The organism is Rhodococcus sp. 1168 (assembly GCF_002091955.1).
Lineage (GTDB): Bacteria > Actinomycetota > Actinomycetes > Mycobacteriales > Mycobacteriaceae > Rhodococcoides.
Genome location: NZ_MKKY01000042.1, coordinates 138,961 through 154,304 on the forward strand (window position 1 = coordinate 138,961; position 15,344 = coordinate 154,304).

The window sequence follows — 15,344 nt, forward strand, 5'->3', positions numbered from 1 at the left end:
CGCAGATTCCACCCTAGTGTGCGGGCACCGCTTGCGCGCGCGACACCCAACACCGGACCGTTCAGGCCTCGTCGAGTAATTCCGCTGTGACGGCCGACTCGGTGTCCGGAATACCGGTGTCCTTGGCTTTACGGTCCGCCATGGACAACAGTCGACGGATTCTTCCGGCGACTGCGTCCTTCGTCATCGGGGGATCGGCGAGCTGACCGAGTTCTTCCAGCGACGCCTGGCGATGCTGTACGCGTAGAGCACCTGCGTCTGCCAGATGGTCCGGCACCTCGTCCCCGAGAATGTTCAAGGCTCGCTCCACCCGCGCCGCAGCTGCGACGGCAGCGCGAGCCGATCTCCGGAGGTTGGCGTCGTCGAAGTTCGCGAGGCGGTTTGCGGTGGCCCGCACTTCCCTGCGCATCCGACGCTCTTCCCACACCAACCGGGTGTCCTGAGCGCCCATTCGGGTCAAGAGTGCGCCGATCGCTTCACCATCACGAACGACGACCCGGTCGGTACCGCGAACTTCGCGTGCCTTTGCTGCGACACCGAGGCGCCTGGCAGCGCCGACCAAGGCCAACGCCGCTTCGGGTCCTGGGCAACTGATCTCGAGCGCGGATGAGCGGCCCGGCTCGGTGAGTGACCCATGGGCGAGGAACGCACCCCGCCAGGCAGCTTCTGCATCGCCGATCGTTCCGCCGACGACCTGAGCTGGGAGACCTCGGACGGGACGGCCCCGCATATCGAGCAGTCCAGTTTGTCTGGCCAACGCCTCGCCGTCCTTGGCAACCCGGACGACGTAGCGCGAGGTCTTACGCAGCCCGCCGGCACTCAGGACATGGACGTCGGACGAGTAGCCGTAGAGTTCGAAAATTTCGCGTCGCAGACGCCGAGCGATCGATCCGAGATCGACCTCCGCCTCCACGACGACTCTTCCTGCAACGATGTGAAGCCCACCGGCGAATCGCAGCAGGGCCGATACTTCGGCTCGCCTGCAGCTCACCTGGGTAATCGCGAGCCTGCTCAGCTCGTCCTTCACCTCCGCTGTCATGGCCACGAAGTGTTCCCCTCTCTGCGTGCGGAACCCATCGGTGCCTCGTCCCGCGACGAGACGATGTTACCGAGGGCAGCAGCCAACTTGCCGAAATGATGCGCGTGAGTTCCTGATTCGGCGACGTCTACGTACACGACGTCGGCCCCGAGCCTTGCGGCAGCTCGAGCTACGTGGTCGCGTTCCGCGCCGTCCGGGACGAAGGCCGAATCCACCACGACGTAATCCACGGAGAAATCAGGTGCGTGTTGGGAGAGTACGTGCAGATGACGCTCGGCAGAGAATCCTGTGGTCTCGCCTAGTTCCGGTGCCAGGTTCAGAATCAGAACCTTCTGCGCTGCTGTCGTCTCCAGCGCCGTCAGCAGATCCGGGACCAAAACATGGGGAATGACACTCGAGAACCACGACCCCGGCCCGAGTACCACAAGGTCGGCCGCCTCGATTGCCGCTATCGCCTCGGGCGTCGCCGGCGGACCGGGTGGCGTCAGCCGCACCCTTCTCACTTTGCCTGGGGTGGTGGCGACCGCGACCTGACCACGAATGACTCTGCTCACACGCGGATCGTCCTCGAGACCTGACACGTCCGCTTCGATGTCGAGCGGCACCAGTGCCATCGGCACCACTTGCCCCTCGATGCCGAGCAGCGATCCGATCTCTTTCAATGCCGACAACGGATCACCGAGAACTTCGGTGAGCCCGGCAAGGATCAAGTTCCCGACCGAGTGTCCCGCCAATGCGCCGGAACCACCGAACCGGTGCTGGAGGACCTCCGCCCATCGCTGAGTTCGCGGATCCTCGGCAGCCAGAGCAGTGAGCGCCATGCGTAGATCCCCTGGCGGCAGTACGCCGAGTTCGGCACGAAGTCGACCGGAGGATCCGCCGTCATCGGCCACGGTGACCACCGCGGTCACATCCGACGCCAGTCTGCGTGCGGCACTGAGCGTCGCGTACAGGCCATGTCCCCCACCGAGAGCCACGATCTTCAGCGAAGACCCGACAGCGCCTCCGTCTTTCGCACTCATTCGCGGCCCGCATCGCGATGCTGAACCCGCACCGACAGATCATCGTGCCGACCCAGAAGTATCGCCAAAGCCTCCGACATCGCCACGCTTCGATGTTTGCCGCCCGTGCAACCCACCGCCACCGTCATGTACTGCTTACCCTCTCGCCGATAGCCGTTCACCGTCAGCTGCAACAGGTGATGGAACGTCTGCAGATAGTCCTGCGCGCCGTCCTGACTCAGGACATACTCGCTCACCGCGGGGTTACGACCGGTGTGCTCGCGTAGTTCTGGAATCCAATGCGGGTTGGGGAGGAACCGTACGTCGCAGACCACATCAGCGTCCATGGGTAGTCCGTACTTGAACCCGAACGACTGCACGGTCACACCGATCAGATCTGCGTCGACACCGCTGAAGGCCGTCTCGATCTTCCGCCGCAGTTGATGCACGGACAGTGAGGTGGTGTCGATGGTGACGTCGGCGGTAGCTTTCACCTGCGCCAACCGAATCCGCTCCGCCGCGATGCCCTCGGTGAGCGTGCCGTCCTGGCCGTCGTTCTGCAGCGGATGACTACGACGATTCGATTCGAACCGTTGAATGAGGGCGGCGTCCGTGGCGTCGAGGAACAGCACACGATTGCGAACGCCCTTGGAATCGAGTTCGCGGACCACCCAGTCGAGGTCGCCCGTGAACAATCGACTTCTGACATCCATCACCAAAGCGAGACGATCGATCCGCGGTTCGGACTCCAGACCGAGATCGACCATCTGTGATATCAGCTCGGGTGGAAGATTGTCGGCGACGTACCACCCGAGATCCTCCAAGACCTTTGCAGCTGTCCGAAGCCCCGCGCCGGACAACCCGGTGACGAGCGCTACTTCGATGCTGTCACCTCGACCGACCTGCCTGTCCGGCCGGTCGGTGGCATGCTGGATATCGGGTTCGCTCACGTCATGCCTGCCCTGTCGAAGTTGCTTCCTGCCGACCGCGTTCGCCCCCATCGAACGTGCCGCCACCGGGGACATCATCCCCCACCTCGACGCCCGGCGCGCCGGAAGCCGCTTCGCCGCTGAGTGCAAGGAGTACAGCTTTGGCTGTCATCTCACCGATACCGGGCACCTCGATGATGTCGGCGACAGTCGCTTCTTTGAGTTTCGCGACCGAACCGAAGTGCCCGACGAGTGCATTTCGCCGACTCTCCCCCAGTCCTTTGACCGAGTCGAGAGCCGATGCGGTCATACGTCTGGATCGTTTACTGCGGTGGAACGTGATCGCAAACCGGTGCGCCTCGTCTCGCACACGTTGCAGCAGATACAGAGATTCACTGGTACGCGGCAGGATCACCGGGTCCGCCTCGCCCGGCACCCACACTTCTTCGAGTCGTTTCGCCAAGCCGACGACAGCCACATCGGTGATACCGAGCTCATCGAGAACCTCGGCGGCTGCGGCTACCTGAGGTGCGCCGCCGTCGACCACGAAAAGATTGGGAGGGTATGCGAACCGCCGCGGCCGCCCGGTGTGCGGGTCGAGCGCCGCCTCGGGCGCGAGATCTCCACCGGAACCGGCTCCGCTCGCATCGGAGCTGTGACGCAGGAACCTACGGCGTGTCACCTCCGCGATACTTGCCACGTCGTCGGAATGCCCGTCTCCGGCCGCTTCCTTGATGGAATAGTGCCGATAGTCGCTCTTGCGTGGAAGCCCATCCTCGAACACCACCAGCGACGCGACGACATCTGTTCCTTGCACGTGGGAGATATCGATGCACTCGATCCGAAGCGGTGCCGAATCCAGATCCAGTGCCTCTTGAATTCCTTGCAAGGCCGCAGATCTCGAGGTGAAATCGCCTGCACGCTTGAGTTTGTGCTGCTGCAGCGCTTCCTTTGCGTTGCGCTCCACCGTCTCGGCGAGCGCCTTCTTGTCCCCACGTTGCGGTACTCGAAGCGTCACATTGGATCCGCGGAGCGAGCTGAGCCACAGCTGCACTTCGGCTGCGTTGGCGGGCAACACTGGTACGAGAACCTCACGAGGAACCGCGTTGGCACTGCCGTCGTCGTTCTGGCTGTCCCGGTTTCCGGGCGCGTGTGACGACAGCGCTGCCTGCTCACCGTAGAACTGGGTGAGGAATTGCTCGACCAACGCCGGGAGATCGGATTGATCAGCCGCCTGCTGCTCGATCACCTCGCCTGCCTTCTCTACGACCCAGCCGCGCTGGCCTCGCACACGTCCGCCGCGAACGTGGAATACCTGAACCGCAGCCTCGAGTGCATCGGTGGCGAAAGCGACGAGATCGGCATCGGTGCCGTCACCGAGCACGACCGCCTGCTTCTCGAGCGCGCGACGCAATGCGCCGACGTCGTCGCGCAATCGGGCAGCGGTTTCGAAGTCCAGATCATCGGACGCCGTCTGCATCTGCTTCTCGATCTGACGAACCAGTCTGTCGGTCTTACCGGAGAGAAAGTCGCAGAAGTCTTCGACGATCGTGCGATGCTCGTCCGCCGAGACACGACCCACGCACGGCGCCGAGCACTTGTCGATGTACCCGAGCAGACAAGGTCGACCGATCTGCTTGTGCCTCTTGAACACTCCAGCCGAACAGGTGCGTGCTGGAAATACCCGCAACAGCAGATCGAGGGTCTCCCGGATGGCCCAGGCATGGGCGTACGGACCGAAATATCGCACACCCTTGCGCCGTGGGCCCCGGTAGACGAACAGGCGTGGATACTCTTCGTTCATCGTGACCGCGAGCATCGGGTAGCTCTTGTCATCGCGATAGCGAACATTGAACCGAGGATCGAATTCTTTGATCCAGTTGTATTCGAGCTGAAGTGCCTCGACCTCGGTCGTCACGACGGTCCACTCGACCGAGGCCGCGGTGGTCACCATCTGTCGGGTACGGGGATGAAGAGAGGCAACGTCGGCGAAATACGAGTTCAGGCGGCTACGGAGGCTTTTTGCTTTTCCGACATAGATGACGCGTCCATGCGGATCACGAAATTTGTACACACCGGGCTCGACCGGAATAGTTCCGGTTGCAGGGCGATAGGTAGCTGGATCGGACACGTATCCCAGGCTAGTCGCAGCTACCGACGGACCAGACCCAGCGCTGCGCGCCCAATCTTCTCATCACCTGTCGGCGCCCGTGTACTTCGCTTCGAGCGAACGGAACGCCCGCACTGCGTCGACGGCGTGGCCGCGATCGTTGGACTGAATTGCCATGACCGGGATGAACTCGTCGTCGGGTATATCCACTCGAGCCCACATCGCACCGTCGGGAAACGACAGGCCGCGCACCAGATCCCATTCGATCAGGCGCTCGGACAGAATGTTGCGAACGGCGACGCCTTCTCTACCGACACGTACCCGTGGTCGAGTCAGCAACAACGCGATCCCGGCGAGCAGGACACCGATTCCGGCGAGTGCAAGCTGATCGGCAGTGCGGAAGTAGACCCCGGTTGGGGACACTCGCAGAAGAATCGCCACGGTAGTGTGCGACACCAACAGCACGACCGCCGCCGCTATCGCGAACCGAGCGGACTTGATCGACCGAACCTCGAGTTCCCAACGAGCTTCGTCGGTCATCGGAACGCCTCGTCGGTCCACGGCTGACGTAAATGCTTGAGTGTCAGCGCGGTGTCGACAGCAGCTGCGACCGCTTGCGCACCCTTGTCCTCTTTCGATTCCGGAAGACCGGCCCGATCGAGCGCCTGTGCTTCATCGTTCGTCGTGAGCACTCCGTTGGTGACGGGCGTGCTTTCGTCGAGCGAGACCCGAGTCAGACCAGCAGTGACAGCGTCGCATACGTACTCGAAATGGGGGGTGCCGCCGCGGATGACCACCCCGAGTGCGACCACCGCGTCATGCGACTTGGCCAGAGCCTGGGCAACTACCGGAAGTTCGATCGCACCGGCGACACGCACCACGGTGACGTCGGTGATACCGACCTCTTCGGCCTTCCGCTTGGCACCTGCCAGCAGAGCCTCGGAAATCGTCCTGTGCCACTGGCCCGCAACGATGGCCAGCTTCAGGTCACCTGCACCGGTCAGCTGCAGTTCGGGTTCGCCGCCGCCGCTCATCGGTTGGTCCCAGCTTCGTACTCGTCCAAACCGACGAGGTCGTGTCCCATGCGGTCTCGTTTGGTGCGAAGGTATGTCAGATTCTCGGCATTCGCGCGGAGCGGCATGGGAACGCGCTCTGTCACGTGGAGTCCGTACCCGTCCAACCCGACTCGCTTCGCCGGGTTGTTGGTCAGCAACCGCATGGACGAGATCCCGAGGTCCACCAGAATTTGGGCACCGATCCCGTAATCCCTGGAGTCTGCTGGAAGCCCCAGCTGCAGGTTTGCGTCGACGGTGTCCGAACCTGCGTCTTGGAGTTGGTAGGCCTGCAGCTTGTGCAGCAAACCGATGCCGCGGCCCTCGTGACCGCGCATGTAGAGCACGACGCCCCGACCCTCCGCGGCAATCATGTCCATCGCAGCATCGAGCTGGGGTCCACAATCGCATCGGAGTGATCCGAACACGTCGCCTGTGAGGCACTCCGAGTGAACGCGAACGAGAACGTCGCTTCCGTCGCCGTCCGGGCCTGCGATATCGCCCATAACGAGCGCAACGTGCTCGACCTCGTCGTACACGCTCTGGTAGCCGACGGCACGAAACGTCCCGTGTCTGGTCGGGATGCGTGCATCGGCGACGCGGACCACGTGCTTCTCGTGCTTACGCCGCCACGCGATGAGGTCGGCGATAGAGATCAGAGCCAGGTTGTGTTCGTCTGCAAAGACCCGCAATTCGTCGGTTTGGGCCATCGCGCCCTCGTCCTTCTGGCTGACGATTTCGCAGATGACGCCCGCCGGCCGCAGATCGGCCATGCGTGCGAGGTCGACGGCAGCTTCGGTGTGGCCGGGGCGACGCAGAACGCCACCCTCTTTCGCACGAAGTGGCACGACGTGACCAGGGCGTGTGAAGTCGTTCGCGCCCGTGTCCGGGTCCGCCAACAACCGCATTGTCGCAGCACGATCGGACGCGGAAATGCCGGTGCCGATGCCCTCGCGCGCATCGACGGTCACCGTGTATGCGGTGCCGTGTTTGTCCTGGTTGGTGGCGAACATCGGCGGCAGCCCGAGTCGATCACAGTCCTCACCGGCGAGCGGTACACACAGATATCCGGAGGTGTACCGCACCATGAACGCGACGAGTTCGGGCGTCGCCTTCTCGGCGGCGAAGATGAGATCGCCCTCGTTCTCGCGATCCTCGTCATCGACAACCACAACTGCTTTACCCGCGGCGATGTCAGCGACCGCACGCTCGATACTGTCGAACCTTGTCACGTCCTGCGCTCCATACTTGTCATACCCCACCATGCATCCGAGGGTGCGGGTGCACCTTCGAGCGTACTTTCTAGGCACCTATGGTCTGCAGGCGCTCCACATACTTGGCGATGACGTCCACTTCCAGATTGACGGGCGCACCGACCTCGGCACTTCCCAACGTCGTCAAGTCGAGAGTGGTCGGGATCAACGAGATCTCGAACCAGTGCTCGCCGACTTCGTCCTTGCCGAGCGCCGATACTGTCAACGACACTCCGTCGACTGTGATCGAGCCTTTCTCCACGACGTAACGAGCGACCGACGTAGGCATCGATACGCGCACCACGGTCCAGTTCTCCGACGGCGAACGATGAACGACGGTTCCGGTCCCGTCGACGTGCCCCTGCACGAGGTGCCCGCCGAGGCGCTTGCCCATCGCCATGGCACGTTCCAAGTTGACTCGGCTGCCTACCTCGAGCCGTTGCAACGACGACCTGTCGAGAGTCTCCTGCATGACATCAGCGGTGAATGCGCCTTCTGCCAGCACGTCCACGACGGTCAGGCATACCCCGTTCACCGCGATGGAGTCGCCGTGACCTGCGTCCGAGGTCACGATATGCCCCTTGACCGTGAAGCGGGCCGAGTCGACAAGGTCTTCCCTGCCGATGATCTCGCCGAGTTCCTCGACGATTCCGGTGAACACTTCGTACTCACTCCTGTCCGGTCGGTCTCTCTGTCATTCCGCTACTCCAGCGGATGGTGTCTGCACGTGCGGTTCAGGCGTGTCGGTTCGGAACAGCACTGAGAAAAATGTCGGCCCCGATCGGCTGCACACTTTCGATAGAAAACCTCAAGGCGTCGGTGATTGTTCCGACACCTGCATTCTTCACTGCCGCCGGGCCGGATCCCAGCACGAGAGGAGCGATATAGGCCACGATCCTGTCGACCAGCCCCGCGGCCAGAAACGCGCCGGCCAATGTCGGACCACCTTCGATCAGGACATCGGTGTGCTCGGCCAGAGCGTGCATCACATCGGCCGGCTCACGGCTCCGCACGAACAGTGTCGGTGCGTCCGAACTTAGGACCTGCGCTGTCGGGGCTGTCTCCCGAAGTCCCACCACAACTCGTGTGGGCTGATGTGGCGAGTCGGTGCCGTCGGGCAACCGAGCAGTCAGTCTCGGATCGTCGGTCTTCACCGTGCCGGTACCGACGACGATGGCGTCGAGTTTGGACCGTTGCTCGTGAACGTGGGCACGCGCTGCCGGACCGGTGATCCACTGACTCGAGCCGTCGGCCGCAGCGCTCCGGCCGTCCAGACTTGCGGCGTACTTCAAGGTCACGTGGGGACGGCCGGTCCGCTGCTTGTGCAACCACGCACGCAGTGGCCCCTTGGCGACGGTCTCGGCGCCTGTTCCGGACTCGACGAGCACGCCTGCTTCGATCAGCGTGTGGGTGCCGCCCTGTGCCAACGGAGTGGGATCGGCAACGGCGAACACCACCTTGGCGATGCCGGCTTCGATGAGTGCCCGCGAGCACGGACCAGTTCTACCAGTGTGATTGCACGGTTCCAACGTGACCACCGCAGTGCCCCCGCGCGCCTTCGCGCCTGCTTCCAGCAACGCCACGACCTCAGCATGAGGACCACCAGGCGGCTGGGTCGACCCGACGCCGACGACTACACCATCGACGTCGAGAATGATCGCTCCCACCGGTGGATTCGGGCTCGTTCTGCCTCTGGCTTCCTCGGCTTCGTAGACGGCCATCCGCATCGCCTCGTCGATGGAGGTGGAACCGCCACCTGCCATCCAGGCGACACTCATTCGTGCAACAGGTGCTTCGAGGCCCGGGCTGCTTGCGCGCGTAGGCCTCGGACCGCGCCTGCCGGATCCGAAGTGCCGTAGACGGCCGAACCGGCCACAAAGCAGTCGATCCCGGCCTCCGCGGCCTGCTCGATCGTGTCGACGTTGATCCCTCCGTCGATTTCGACGATCAGCTTCAGCTCACCCGAATCGACGAGCGATCGGACGATACCGGCCTTGCTCAGCACCTCGGGCATGAACGACTGCCCACCGAACCCAGGCTCCACGCTCATGACGAGAAGCGTGTCGAACGAACGAAGGATCTCGAGGTACGGCTCGATGGGTGTACCGGGCTTGACGGCCAGGCCTGCTTTCCCACCCGCTGCACGAATGTCTGCGGCCACCGCGACCGGGTCGTCGGTTGCCTCGGCATGGAACGTGACGTTGTAGGCGCCCGCCTCGGCGTACGACGGTGCCCAGCGAGCCGGATCCTCGATCATCAGGTGGCAGTCCAACGGAATGCCGGTGGCCTTCAACAACGACTGAACCACCGGTAACCCCAACGTCAGATTGGGTACGAAATGGGCGTCCATGACGTCGACGTGCAGCCAGTCGGAGCCCTCGACTGCATCGGCTTCTTCACCCAAACGAGCGAAGTCGGCGGAAAGGATGGACGGTGCGATCATCGGAGCTGCCACACCACTGATCCTAGTCGGTACCGTCGTACTGCTTTCTCACAGTCCAGAAGGTCGAGATCGCGGCCGATCCTGACGTCGAGTCAGAGAGGTTTACGCAGCGCGGCCATGAACATCGCGTCGGTACCGTGCCGGTGTGGCCATAGCTGCACCGAGGGACCGTCGCCGATCAGAGGAACATCCGGAAGCAACTCCCGCGTGTCCAGTTGTGCGACGCCATGGCGTCGCACAGCATCGGCGACGACAGCGGTCGTTTCCGACAGGTGCGGCGAACACGTGGAGTAGACGACGACGCCGCCCGGCCGCACGAGTGAGATCGCCGAAGCGAGAAGCTCCCGCTGCAGAGTGACCAGTGTCGCAACGTCCTTGGGTGAGCGACGCCACCGCGCTTCCGGACGGCGACGCAGCGCGCCGAGTCCGGTGCAGGGGGCGTCGACGAGAACACGATCGAAGCCGGGTTCGAGGCCGGAGTCTCGGCCGTCGACGACGTGGACGGTGACCGGGAGTGATGCGGTGGTCTTTCGGACCAGTTCGGCGCGATGAGGAGTCGGTTCCACTGCGTCGACCCGTGCACCGTCGATTTCGGCGAGCGCACCGAGTAGCGCGGCCTTGCCTCCCGGCCCAGCACAAAGGTCGAGCCATCGACCGCCGTCCGGACCTTCGAGCGGCGCCAGCGTCAGCGCCCTGGCAACAAGCTGACTACCTTCGTCCTGGACTCCTGCCAGACCCTCGCGAACTGCGTCGAGCTTGCCTGGATCCCCGCCGTCGAGGTGCACCGCGTACGGCGAATACGGACCTTCTTCACCACCGGTGACGAGAGCGAGCTCCTCCGCCGAGATTTCACCCGGACGCGCGACGAGATGCACGGCAGGACGCGCGTCGTCTGCGGCCAGAACGTCCGCGAGTTCACCGGCGTCGGCTCCGAGCGCATCGGCGAACGCTTGGGCGATCCACTTGGGATGCGCGTATTCGAATGCCAAATGTCCGACAGGATCCTGTTCTGCGGATGGACTCAGCTCCTCCACCCATTGCGCCTCGGTCTTCTCCGAGACTCGTCGCAGCACAGCATTGACGAAGCCGGCTTTGCCGCTGCCGAACTCCGCTCGCGCGAAATCGACGGACGTGGCTACTGCCGCGTGCGGTGCAACTCTGGTGCGGAGTAGTTGATACGCCCCGAGCCGCAGAATATCGAGCAATCCACCGTCGATATCGGCGATGGACCGGCCCGAGCCACTCTCGATCACGGCGTCGAGCAGCCCGCGGGCACGGGACGCTCCATATGCGAGTTCGGTTGCCAGGGCTGCGTCTCGGGTATCGAGTTTGCGCTCGCGTAGCAGGCCCGGCAGGACCAAGTTGGCATAGGCGTCGCGCTCCCGAACAGCCTTGAGAACGTCGCGAGCCGCCAGACGGGCGGCGTCGACCGCACCGGCAGCGGCCGGGCCGTTTCCCCGCGGCGGCCGGTTGGTGCCCGTGCCTCTCGATGCCCCCTGCGGGCGGCGGGATGCTCCGTTGGTGCCGGACGACTCGGCAGATGTCGACCGACGCTTTCCTTGGCGTCCGCCTTGTTCGTTTCGGCCGCCTCCAGCATTGCCGCGACTGGACTTGTCTTCCGAACTCATTGCGCCACTGCCGTTTCCGTAAGCCGGGCTCCGCGAGCCCAGTCGAGTGCCTTCATCGGCTTCTTGCCTTGCGGCACTATGTCACCGAGGACGACGGCTGTGCTTGCCGTACCTATGTACACACCGTCCTTTCGTACAACGATGTGTCCAGGTTCCATTCTCTCGGTCGATACGGTCACTGGGAGGACCTTCATACGAATATCGCCTACAGTCGTCCATGCGCCAGGGTTGGGCGTGACTGCTCGGATCTGACGCTCGACTGCTGCTGCCGAACGCGTCCAGTCGATGCGCGCAGCATCGACGGTCACCTTCTTGGCGTACGAGACGCCATCCACGCTTTGCGGCAGCGCGGACGCTTCCCCCGCATCGATGGCATCCAAGGTGGCTTCCAACAGCTCGGCACCGCTGATCGCGAGCCTGGAGAGAAGGTCGCCGGCAGTGTCCGACGGCCGAACGACTTCGGTTACGACACCGAGTATCGGCCCCGTGTCCATCCCCTCCTCGAGCAGGAAGGTCGACGCACCTGTCACGTCGTCACCGGCCGCGATAGCTGCCTGTACGGGGGCGGCGCCACGCCAGGCAGGCAGCAGCGAGAAGTGCAGGTTGATCCAACCGAACCGGGGAATGTTCAACACCGGCCGAGGTAGTAGGGCACCGTAGGCCACGACGGGGCAGACGTCGGGCTCCAATGCCGCCAATGCGTCGAGAAACTCAGGATCGGAGGGGCTCGCAGGCGTCAGTACCGGGATGCCGTGTGAGTCGGCCAGAACACCGATCGGCGAGCGAACCTGTTTGCGTCCACGGCCCGACGCTGCATCGGGTCGGGTGACTACCGCAATCACCTCATGCTTGTCCGACGCTATAAGACGTTCCAGTGACGGAACCGCCGGGTCAGGCGTCCCTGCAAACACAACACGCACCAGTGAGCTCCCGCGAATAGGCAATACGACTCTTACGACGAACTCCCCATTCTAGGGACCATCTGCTCGGTTCCCGACAAACCACCGCTCCCGCGGGGTTCCCGCATGTGTCGGTCCTGCCTCGGATCCGCCCGGGGCTGCACTTACTCCGCACTATTGGGCCCGAGCAGACATGTTGCCCGCGATCACCCGCTAGCCTGGTCGGGCCAGCGAGCGTCGACTGGACAATCTCGATGTCAGCCGATACGCACCACCGCCACGGCCGATAATTTTTCGCGTACGAGAGGAGGGAGCTTGTCCATCGCAAGCCCCTCGGCCGCGGCAGTGTCCCAATACTCGGTGGGTCCACGAACAGCGGCCTATCTCATTGTGGTTGCCGTCGTCGTCGGCGTCGTCTCATCCGGAATTCTGCCGAAACAGCTCTCGGTGGTCCTGGACGATCTCGCGCAGCTGATCGGCGGAGTCGCAGCCGCGTCGATCTGTTGGTACACGGCCGGACATCGCACCGGAGCCGAGCGAAGGTGGCGGGTTCTGATGGCCGCCGGTATGGCCAGTTGGTCGGCAGGAATGCTGATCTGGGCGCTGTACCGTTCAGTTCTCCACACCGCACTGCCGTCACCGTCGTATGCGGACATCGGTTTCTTTCTGCTTCCGATCTTCTCCGTCTCTGCTCTGCTCGCGGTCGTCGGAAAGTCGCCGCGCCGCACCGGGGTCGGTTCCACTCATGCTTGGATCACCTCGGTTCTCGACGGCATGGTGATCGTCGGCTCACTGTTCGTACTGTCATGGTCCACCGCGCTGGGGCACGTCGCACGATCCGAGGAAACGAATTCCTTGCGATTCCTCGTCGCGTTGATGTACCCGATCACCGACCTCGTACTTGTCGTCATGGTCAGTCTGCTCGCCGTGCTATCCGACGTCCCCGGCCGCTATCGCGCACAATTGTCTCTACTCGGTGCCGGACTCGTGTGTGTGGCCATCTCGGACAGTCTGTACGCCTATCTCATCGCCGCCGGCGCCGAAGAAATGCCATTGTTCGCCGACGCAGGCTTCATCGCGGGACCCGTTCTTGTTGCACTCGCCGCGTCCGTACCTACCGGACGATCCGTCGACAGCGTCGGTCGGATCGAACGGTCGAATTGGACACCGAATACGAATTGGACACCGAATGCACAGTCCACGTCACCCCGACTGTCGCTTGATTCCTTGGCCGGTGATCGAACGCAATTGTTGCTGCCCTACGCATTGATAGTGCTGATCGGCACGTTCCTCGGGGTGCAATGGGCGGCCCACAGTTCCGTCGACACCGTGGTGCTCGCACTGTTCTTCGCCGTGGTGGTGCTCTCGTTGGCCCGTCAGGTAATGACATTGCTGCAAAACGACGCACTCCTCCGACGCCTGTCCGAAGCGCAGGCCGAGCTCAGCTATCGGGCACACCACGACGGGTTGACCGGCTTGCTCAACCGATCCGCATTCGACGAGCACCTGAGCGCAGCGATCGACCTCCACAACGCGAGCGGACGAATCGGTGTGTTGCTCTTGATCGACCTGGACAACTTCAAGGCTGTCAACGATCGCCTCGGCCACGGTGCCGGTGACCGCTTGCTCGAGATTCTCGCGAAACGGTTGGCGGACACCGTCAACGGCGGCGAACATGGTGGCGTCGTTGCCCGATTCGGAGGCGACGAGTTCGCCGTACTCATCCCCGCGGGTATCGACGCCGGTTGCCGGACCGCGAAAGAGATAGTCGACACACTACGTAAGCCGCAAACAATCGAGGGCTACATGGTGTCGATCGGCGCAAGCGTGGGAGTGGTCGAATTGACCGTTTTCGACGGCGACGCGACGGCAGATGCCGTAGTTCGCAGTGCGGATCGGGCTATGTACGAGGCAAAGAAGAGCGGCAAGGCTGGGGTGTTCACCTACGATTACGACGGCGCACTTCGGATGGTCTACAACCTGAACGACATTGCTGCGGCGTTCGACTGGAGGCCGAATCACCGCAGCCCTGACATCCTGCGTATTTCGATCGGTTCAGGTAATCAGGAAAGCCTCGGGATCAGTCCGAATATCGTTGCGGGTGAACCCGACCCGGCTCGGTTGATCGGGCCCCCGACCAAAACATAGGCCCCGGTGGTCGGCAACGAACCCAGGTTGGTGAGATTTTCCAAACTGATTCTGCGCCGGTCGTACAGTTTGACCGACACCGGATAGGTCTCGTCGTTGCCGAGATCGGGACCGAACGTATCGGTTCCCAACGCTCCTCGATCAGCCAGTCGGCCCGTATCGATGAGCCATTGTGCCGCGTCCGCAGAGAAACCGGGCTGGTGGCTCACGCCTTGCGCATCGGCATTGGCGTACGTATCCGAGCCCCACCGCTCATCCCACCCCGTCCACAACAAGACTGCTGCGCCCGACGGGATTCGGCCATTGACCGTCTCCCATTCCTGCAGGTCCGTGACCGTGACCGCGTAATCTGCGTTCGCGGCTGATTTCTCACGAATATCGATCTTCACTGCAGGCAGGAACAGATCTTCCGGTGCAAGTTGGTCGGCAGTGAGCCCGCCCTCCTGGAAGTGCGCCGGTGCGCCCCAATGTGAACCCGTGTGCTCGCCTTCTCTGACATTCTGGATGTAGAAACCGTCCTCGGCTACGGTCGCGGCAGTCTCCAGAACGAACTCTGGATCGCCCGGGAATATCGGTGTCGTGGCCGGGTCGTTGACGTGGGAAAGCGACACGATTTTCAGCAGACGATCCAGCGGGATCCCGATCCCAGGAAAATCCGCCGACCCCGTTCCCGGCGCCGCTTGCGCAAGCGTGGGCCCCGCCAAACGTGCTCCGGCAACTACTGCCAAACCTGTTGCCACGCGTCGAATCAGCTGTCGTCTTTTCATCGAGTGAGCCTTCGCTTCTCCCAGGGCCCGAACTGCACCCTTGCCCAGTGTCGTAGGAAACAAACTCTATGCGCT

At 63.1% G+C, this 15,344-nt stretch carries 14 protein-coding genes; 1 reads left to right on the plus strand and 13 read right to left on the minus strand.

Annotation, left to right across the window (positions count from 1 at the left end):
* Nucleotides 1–61: 61 nt before the first annotated feature.
* From whiA to fmt, 12 genes are all read right to left on the minus strand, one after another.
* Nucleotides 62–1,045, minus strand: a complete 984-nt coding sequence (whiA, locus tag BJI47_RS07705; RefSeq protein ID WP_084348827.1) for a DNA-binding protein WhiA — start codon at nucleotides 1,043–1,045, stop codon at nucleotides 62–64.
* Nucleotides 1,036–2,061 carry a uridine diphosphate-N-acetylglucosamine-binding protein YvcK gene (yvcK, locus tag BJI47_RS07710; protein ID WP_088943159.1) on the minus strand — a complete coding sequence of 342 codons (1,026 nt, stop codon included), beginning with the start codon at nucleotides 2,059–2,061 and terminating at the stop codon, nucleotides 1,036–1,038. The genes whiA and yvcK overlap by 10 nt, the downstream gene beginning before the upstream one ends.
* On the minus strand, nucleotides 2,058–2,924 hold the full coding sequence (rapZ, locus tag BJI47_RS07715) for an RNase adapter RapZ (RefSeq protein ID WP_368655879.1): 867 nt from the start codon (nucleotides 2,922–2,924) through the stop codon (nucleotides 2,058–2,060). The genes yvcK and rapZ overlap by 4 nt, the downstream gene beginning before the upstream one ends.
* A gap of 67 nt (nucleotides 2,925–2,991) precedes the next feature.
* Nucleotides 2,992–5,100, minus strand: a complete 2,109-nt coding sequence (gene uvrC, locus BJI47_RS07720) for an excinuclease ABC subunit UvrC (protein WP_176224723.1) — start codon at nucleotides 5,098–5,100, stop codon at nucleotides 2,992–2,994.
* A 63-nt stretch (nucleotides 5,101–5,163) separates the two neighbouring features.
* On the minus strand, nucleotides 5,164–5,619 hold the full coding sequence (locus tag BJI47_RS07725) for a PH domain-containing protein (protein WP_088943294.1): 456 nt from the start codon (nucleotides 5,617–5,619) through the stop codon (nucleotides 5,164–5,166).
* Complete coding sequence (gene ribH, locus BJI47_RS07730) at nucleotides 5,616–6,113, minus strand: 6,7-dimethyl-8-ribityllumazine synthase (RefSeq protein WP_088943161.1); 498 nt, start codon at nucleotides 6,111–6,113, stop codon at nucleotides 5,616–5,618. The genes BJI47_RS07725 and ribH overlap by 4 nt, the downstream gene beginning before the upstream one ends.
* Nucleotides 6,110–7,363, minus strand: a complete 1,254-nt coding sequence (locus tag BJI47_RS07735) for a bifunctional 3,4-dihydroxy-2-butanone-4-phosphate synthase/GTP cyclohydrolase II (RefSeq protein WP_084348997.1) — start codon at nucleotides 7,361–7,363, stop codon at nucleotides 6,110–6,112. The genes ribH and BJI47_RS07735 overlap by 4 nt, the downstream gene beginning before the upstream one ends.
* 70 nt (nucleotides 7,364–7,433) lie before the next feature.
* Nucleotides 7,434–8,045, minus strand: a complete 612-nt coding sequence (locus BJI47_RS07740) for a riboflavin synthase (protein ID WP_088943162.1) — start codon at nucleotides 8,043–8,045, stop codon at nucleotides 7,434–7,436.
* A gap of 73 nt (nucleotides 8,046–8,118) precedes the next feature.
* Nucleotides 8,119–9,162 (minus strand): bifunctional diaminohydroxyphosphoribosylaminopyrimidine deaminase/5-amino-6-(5-phosphoribosylamino)uracil reductase RibD, encoded by a 1,044-nt coding sequence (ribD, locus tag BJI47_RS07745; protein WP_254900446.1) that lies wholly within the window; start codon nucleotides 9,160–9,162, stop codon nucleotides 8,119–8,121.
* Nucleotides 9,159–9,839: a ribulose-phosphate 3-epimerase gene (gene rpe / locus BJI47_RS07750; RefSeq protein ID WP_088943163.1), complete on the minus strand. Its 681-nt coding sequence runs from the start codon at nucleotides 9,837–9,839 to the stop codon at nucleotides 9,159–9,161. Before rpe ends, ribD begins: the two co-directional genes overlap by 4 nt.
* An 80-nt stretch (nucleotides 9,840–9,919) precedes the next feature.
* Entirely contained in the window at nucleotides 9,920–11,455 is a 1,536-nt protein-coding gene (locus BJI47_RS07755) for an RsmB/NOP family class I SAM-dependent RNA methyltransferase (protein WP_254900447.1), read from the minus strand.
* Nucleotides 11,452–12,375 (minus strand): methionyl-tRNA formyltransferase, encoded by a 924-nt coding sequence (gene fmt / locus BJI47_RS07760; RefSeq protein ID WP_176224724.1) that lies wholly within the window; start codon nucleotides 12,373–12,375, stop codon nucleotides 11,452–11,454. The genes BJI47_RS07755 and fmt overlap by 4 nt, the downstream gene beginning before the upstream one ends.
* A gap of 294 nt (nucleotides 12,376–12,669) precedes the next feature.
* Here fmt and BJI47_RS07765 point away from each other — a divergent pair, with 294 nt between their 5' ends.
* Complete coding sequence (locus BJI47_RS07765) at nucleotides 12,670–14,502, plus strand: GGDEF domain-containing protein (protein WP_254900448.1); 1,833 nt, start codon at nucleotides 12,670–12,672, stop codon at nucleotides 14,500–14,502.
* On the opposite strand, the gene BJI47_RS07770 is transcribed toward BJI47_RS07765, so the two are convergent.
* The gene (locus tag BJI47_RS07770; RefSeq protein ID WP_088943298.1) at nucleotides 14,418–15,269 is read right to left on the minus strand and encodes a cyclase family protein; all 852 of its coding nucleotides are present in this window, start codon (nucleotides 15,267–15,269) and stop codon (nucleotides 14,418–14,420) included. The genes BJI47_RS07765 and BJI47_RS07770 overlap by 85 nt on opposite strands.
* Between the last annotated feature and the right edge of the window lie 75 nt (nucleotides 15,270–15,344).

Coding starts and splice junctions, on each gene's coding strand:
- yvcK (WP_088943159.1), bottom strand. CDS start 2,061: ATGAGTGCGAAAGACGGAGGCGCTGTCGGGTCTTCGCTGAAGATCGTG.
- BJI47_RS07725 (WP_088943294.1), bottom strand. CDS start 5,619: ATGACCGACGAAGCTCGTTGGGAACTCGAGGTTCGGTCGATCAAGTCC.
- ribH (WP_088943161.1), bottom strand. CDS start 6,113: ATGAGCGGCGGCGGCGAACCCGAACTGCAGCTGACCGGTGCAGGTGAC.
- ribD (WP_254900446.1), bottom strand. CDS start 9,162: ATGAGTGTCGCCTGGATGGCAGGTGGCGGTTCCACCTCCATCGACGAG.
- BJI47_RS07755 (WP_254900447.1), bottom strand. CDS start 11,455: ATGAGTTCGGAAGACAAGTCCAGTCGCGGCAATGCTGGAGGCGGCCGA.
- BJI47_RS07770 (WP_088943298.1), bottom strand. CDS start 15,269: ATGAAAAGACGACAGCTGATTCGACGCGTGGCAACAGGTTTGGCAGTA.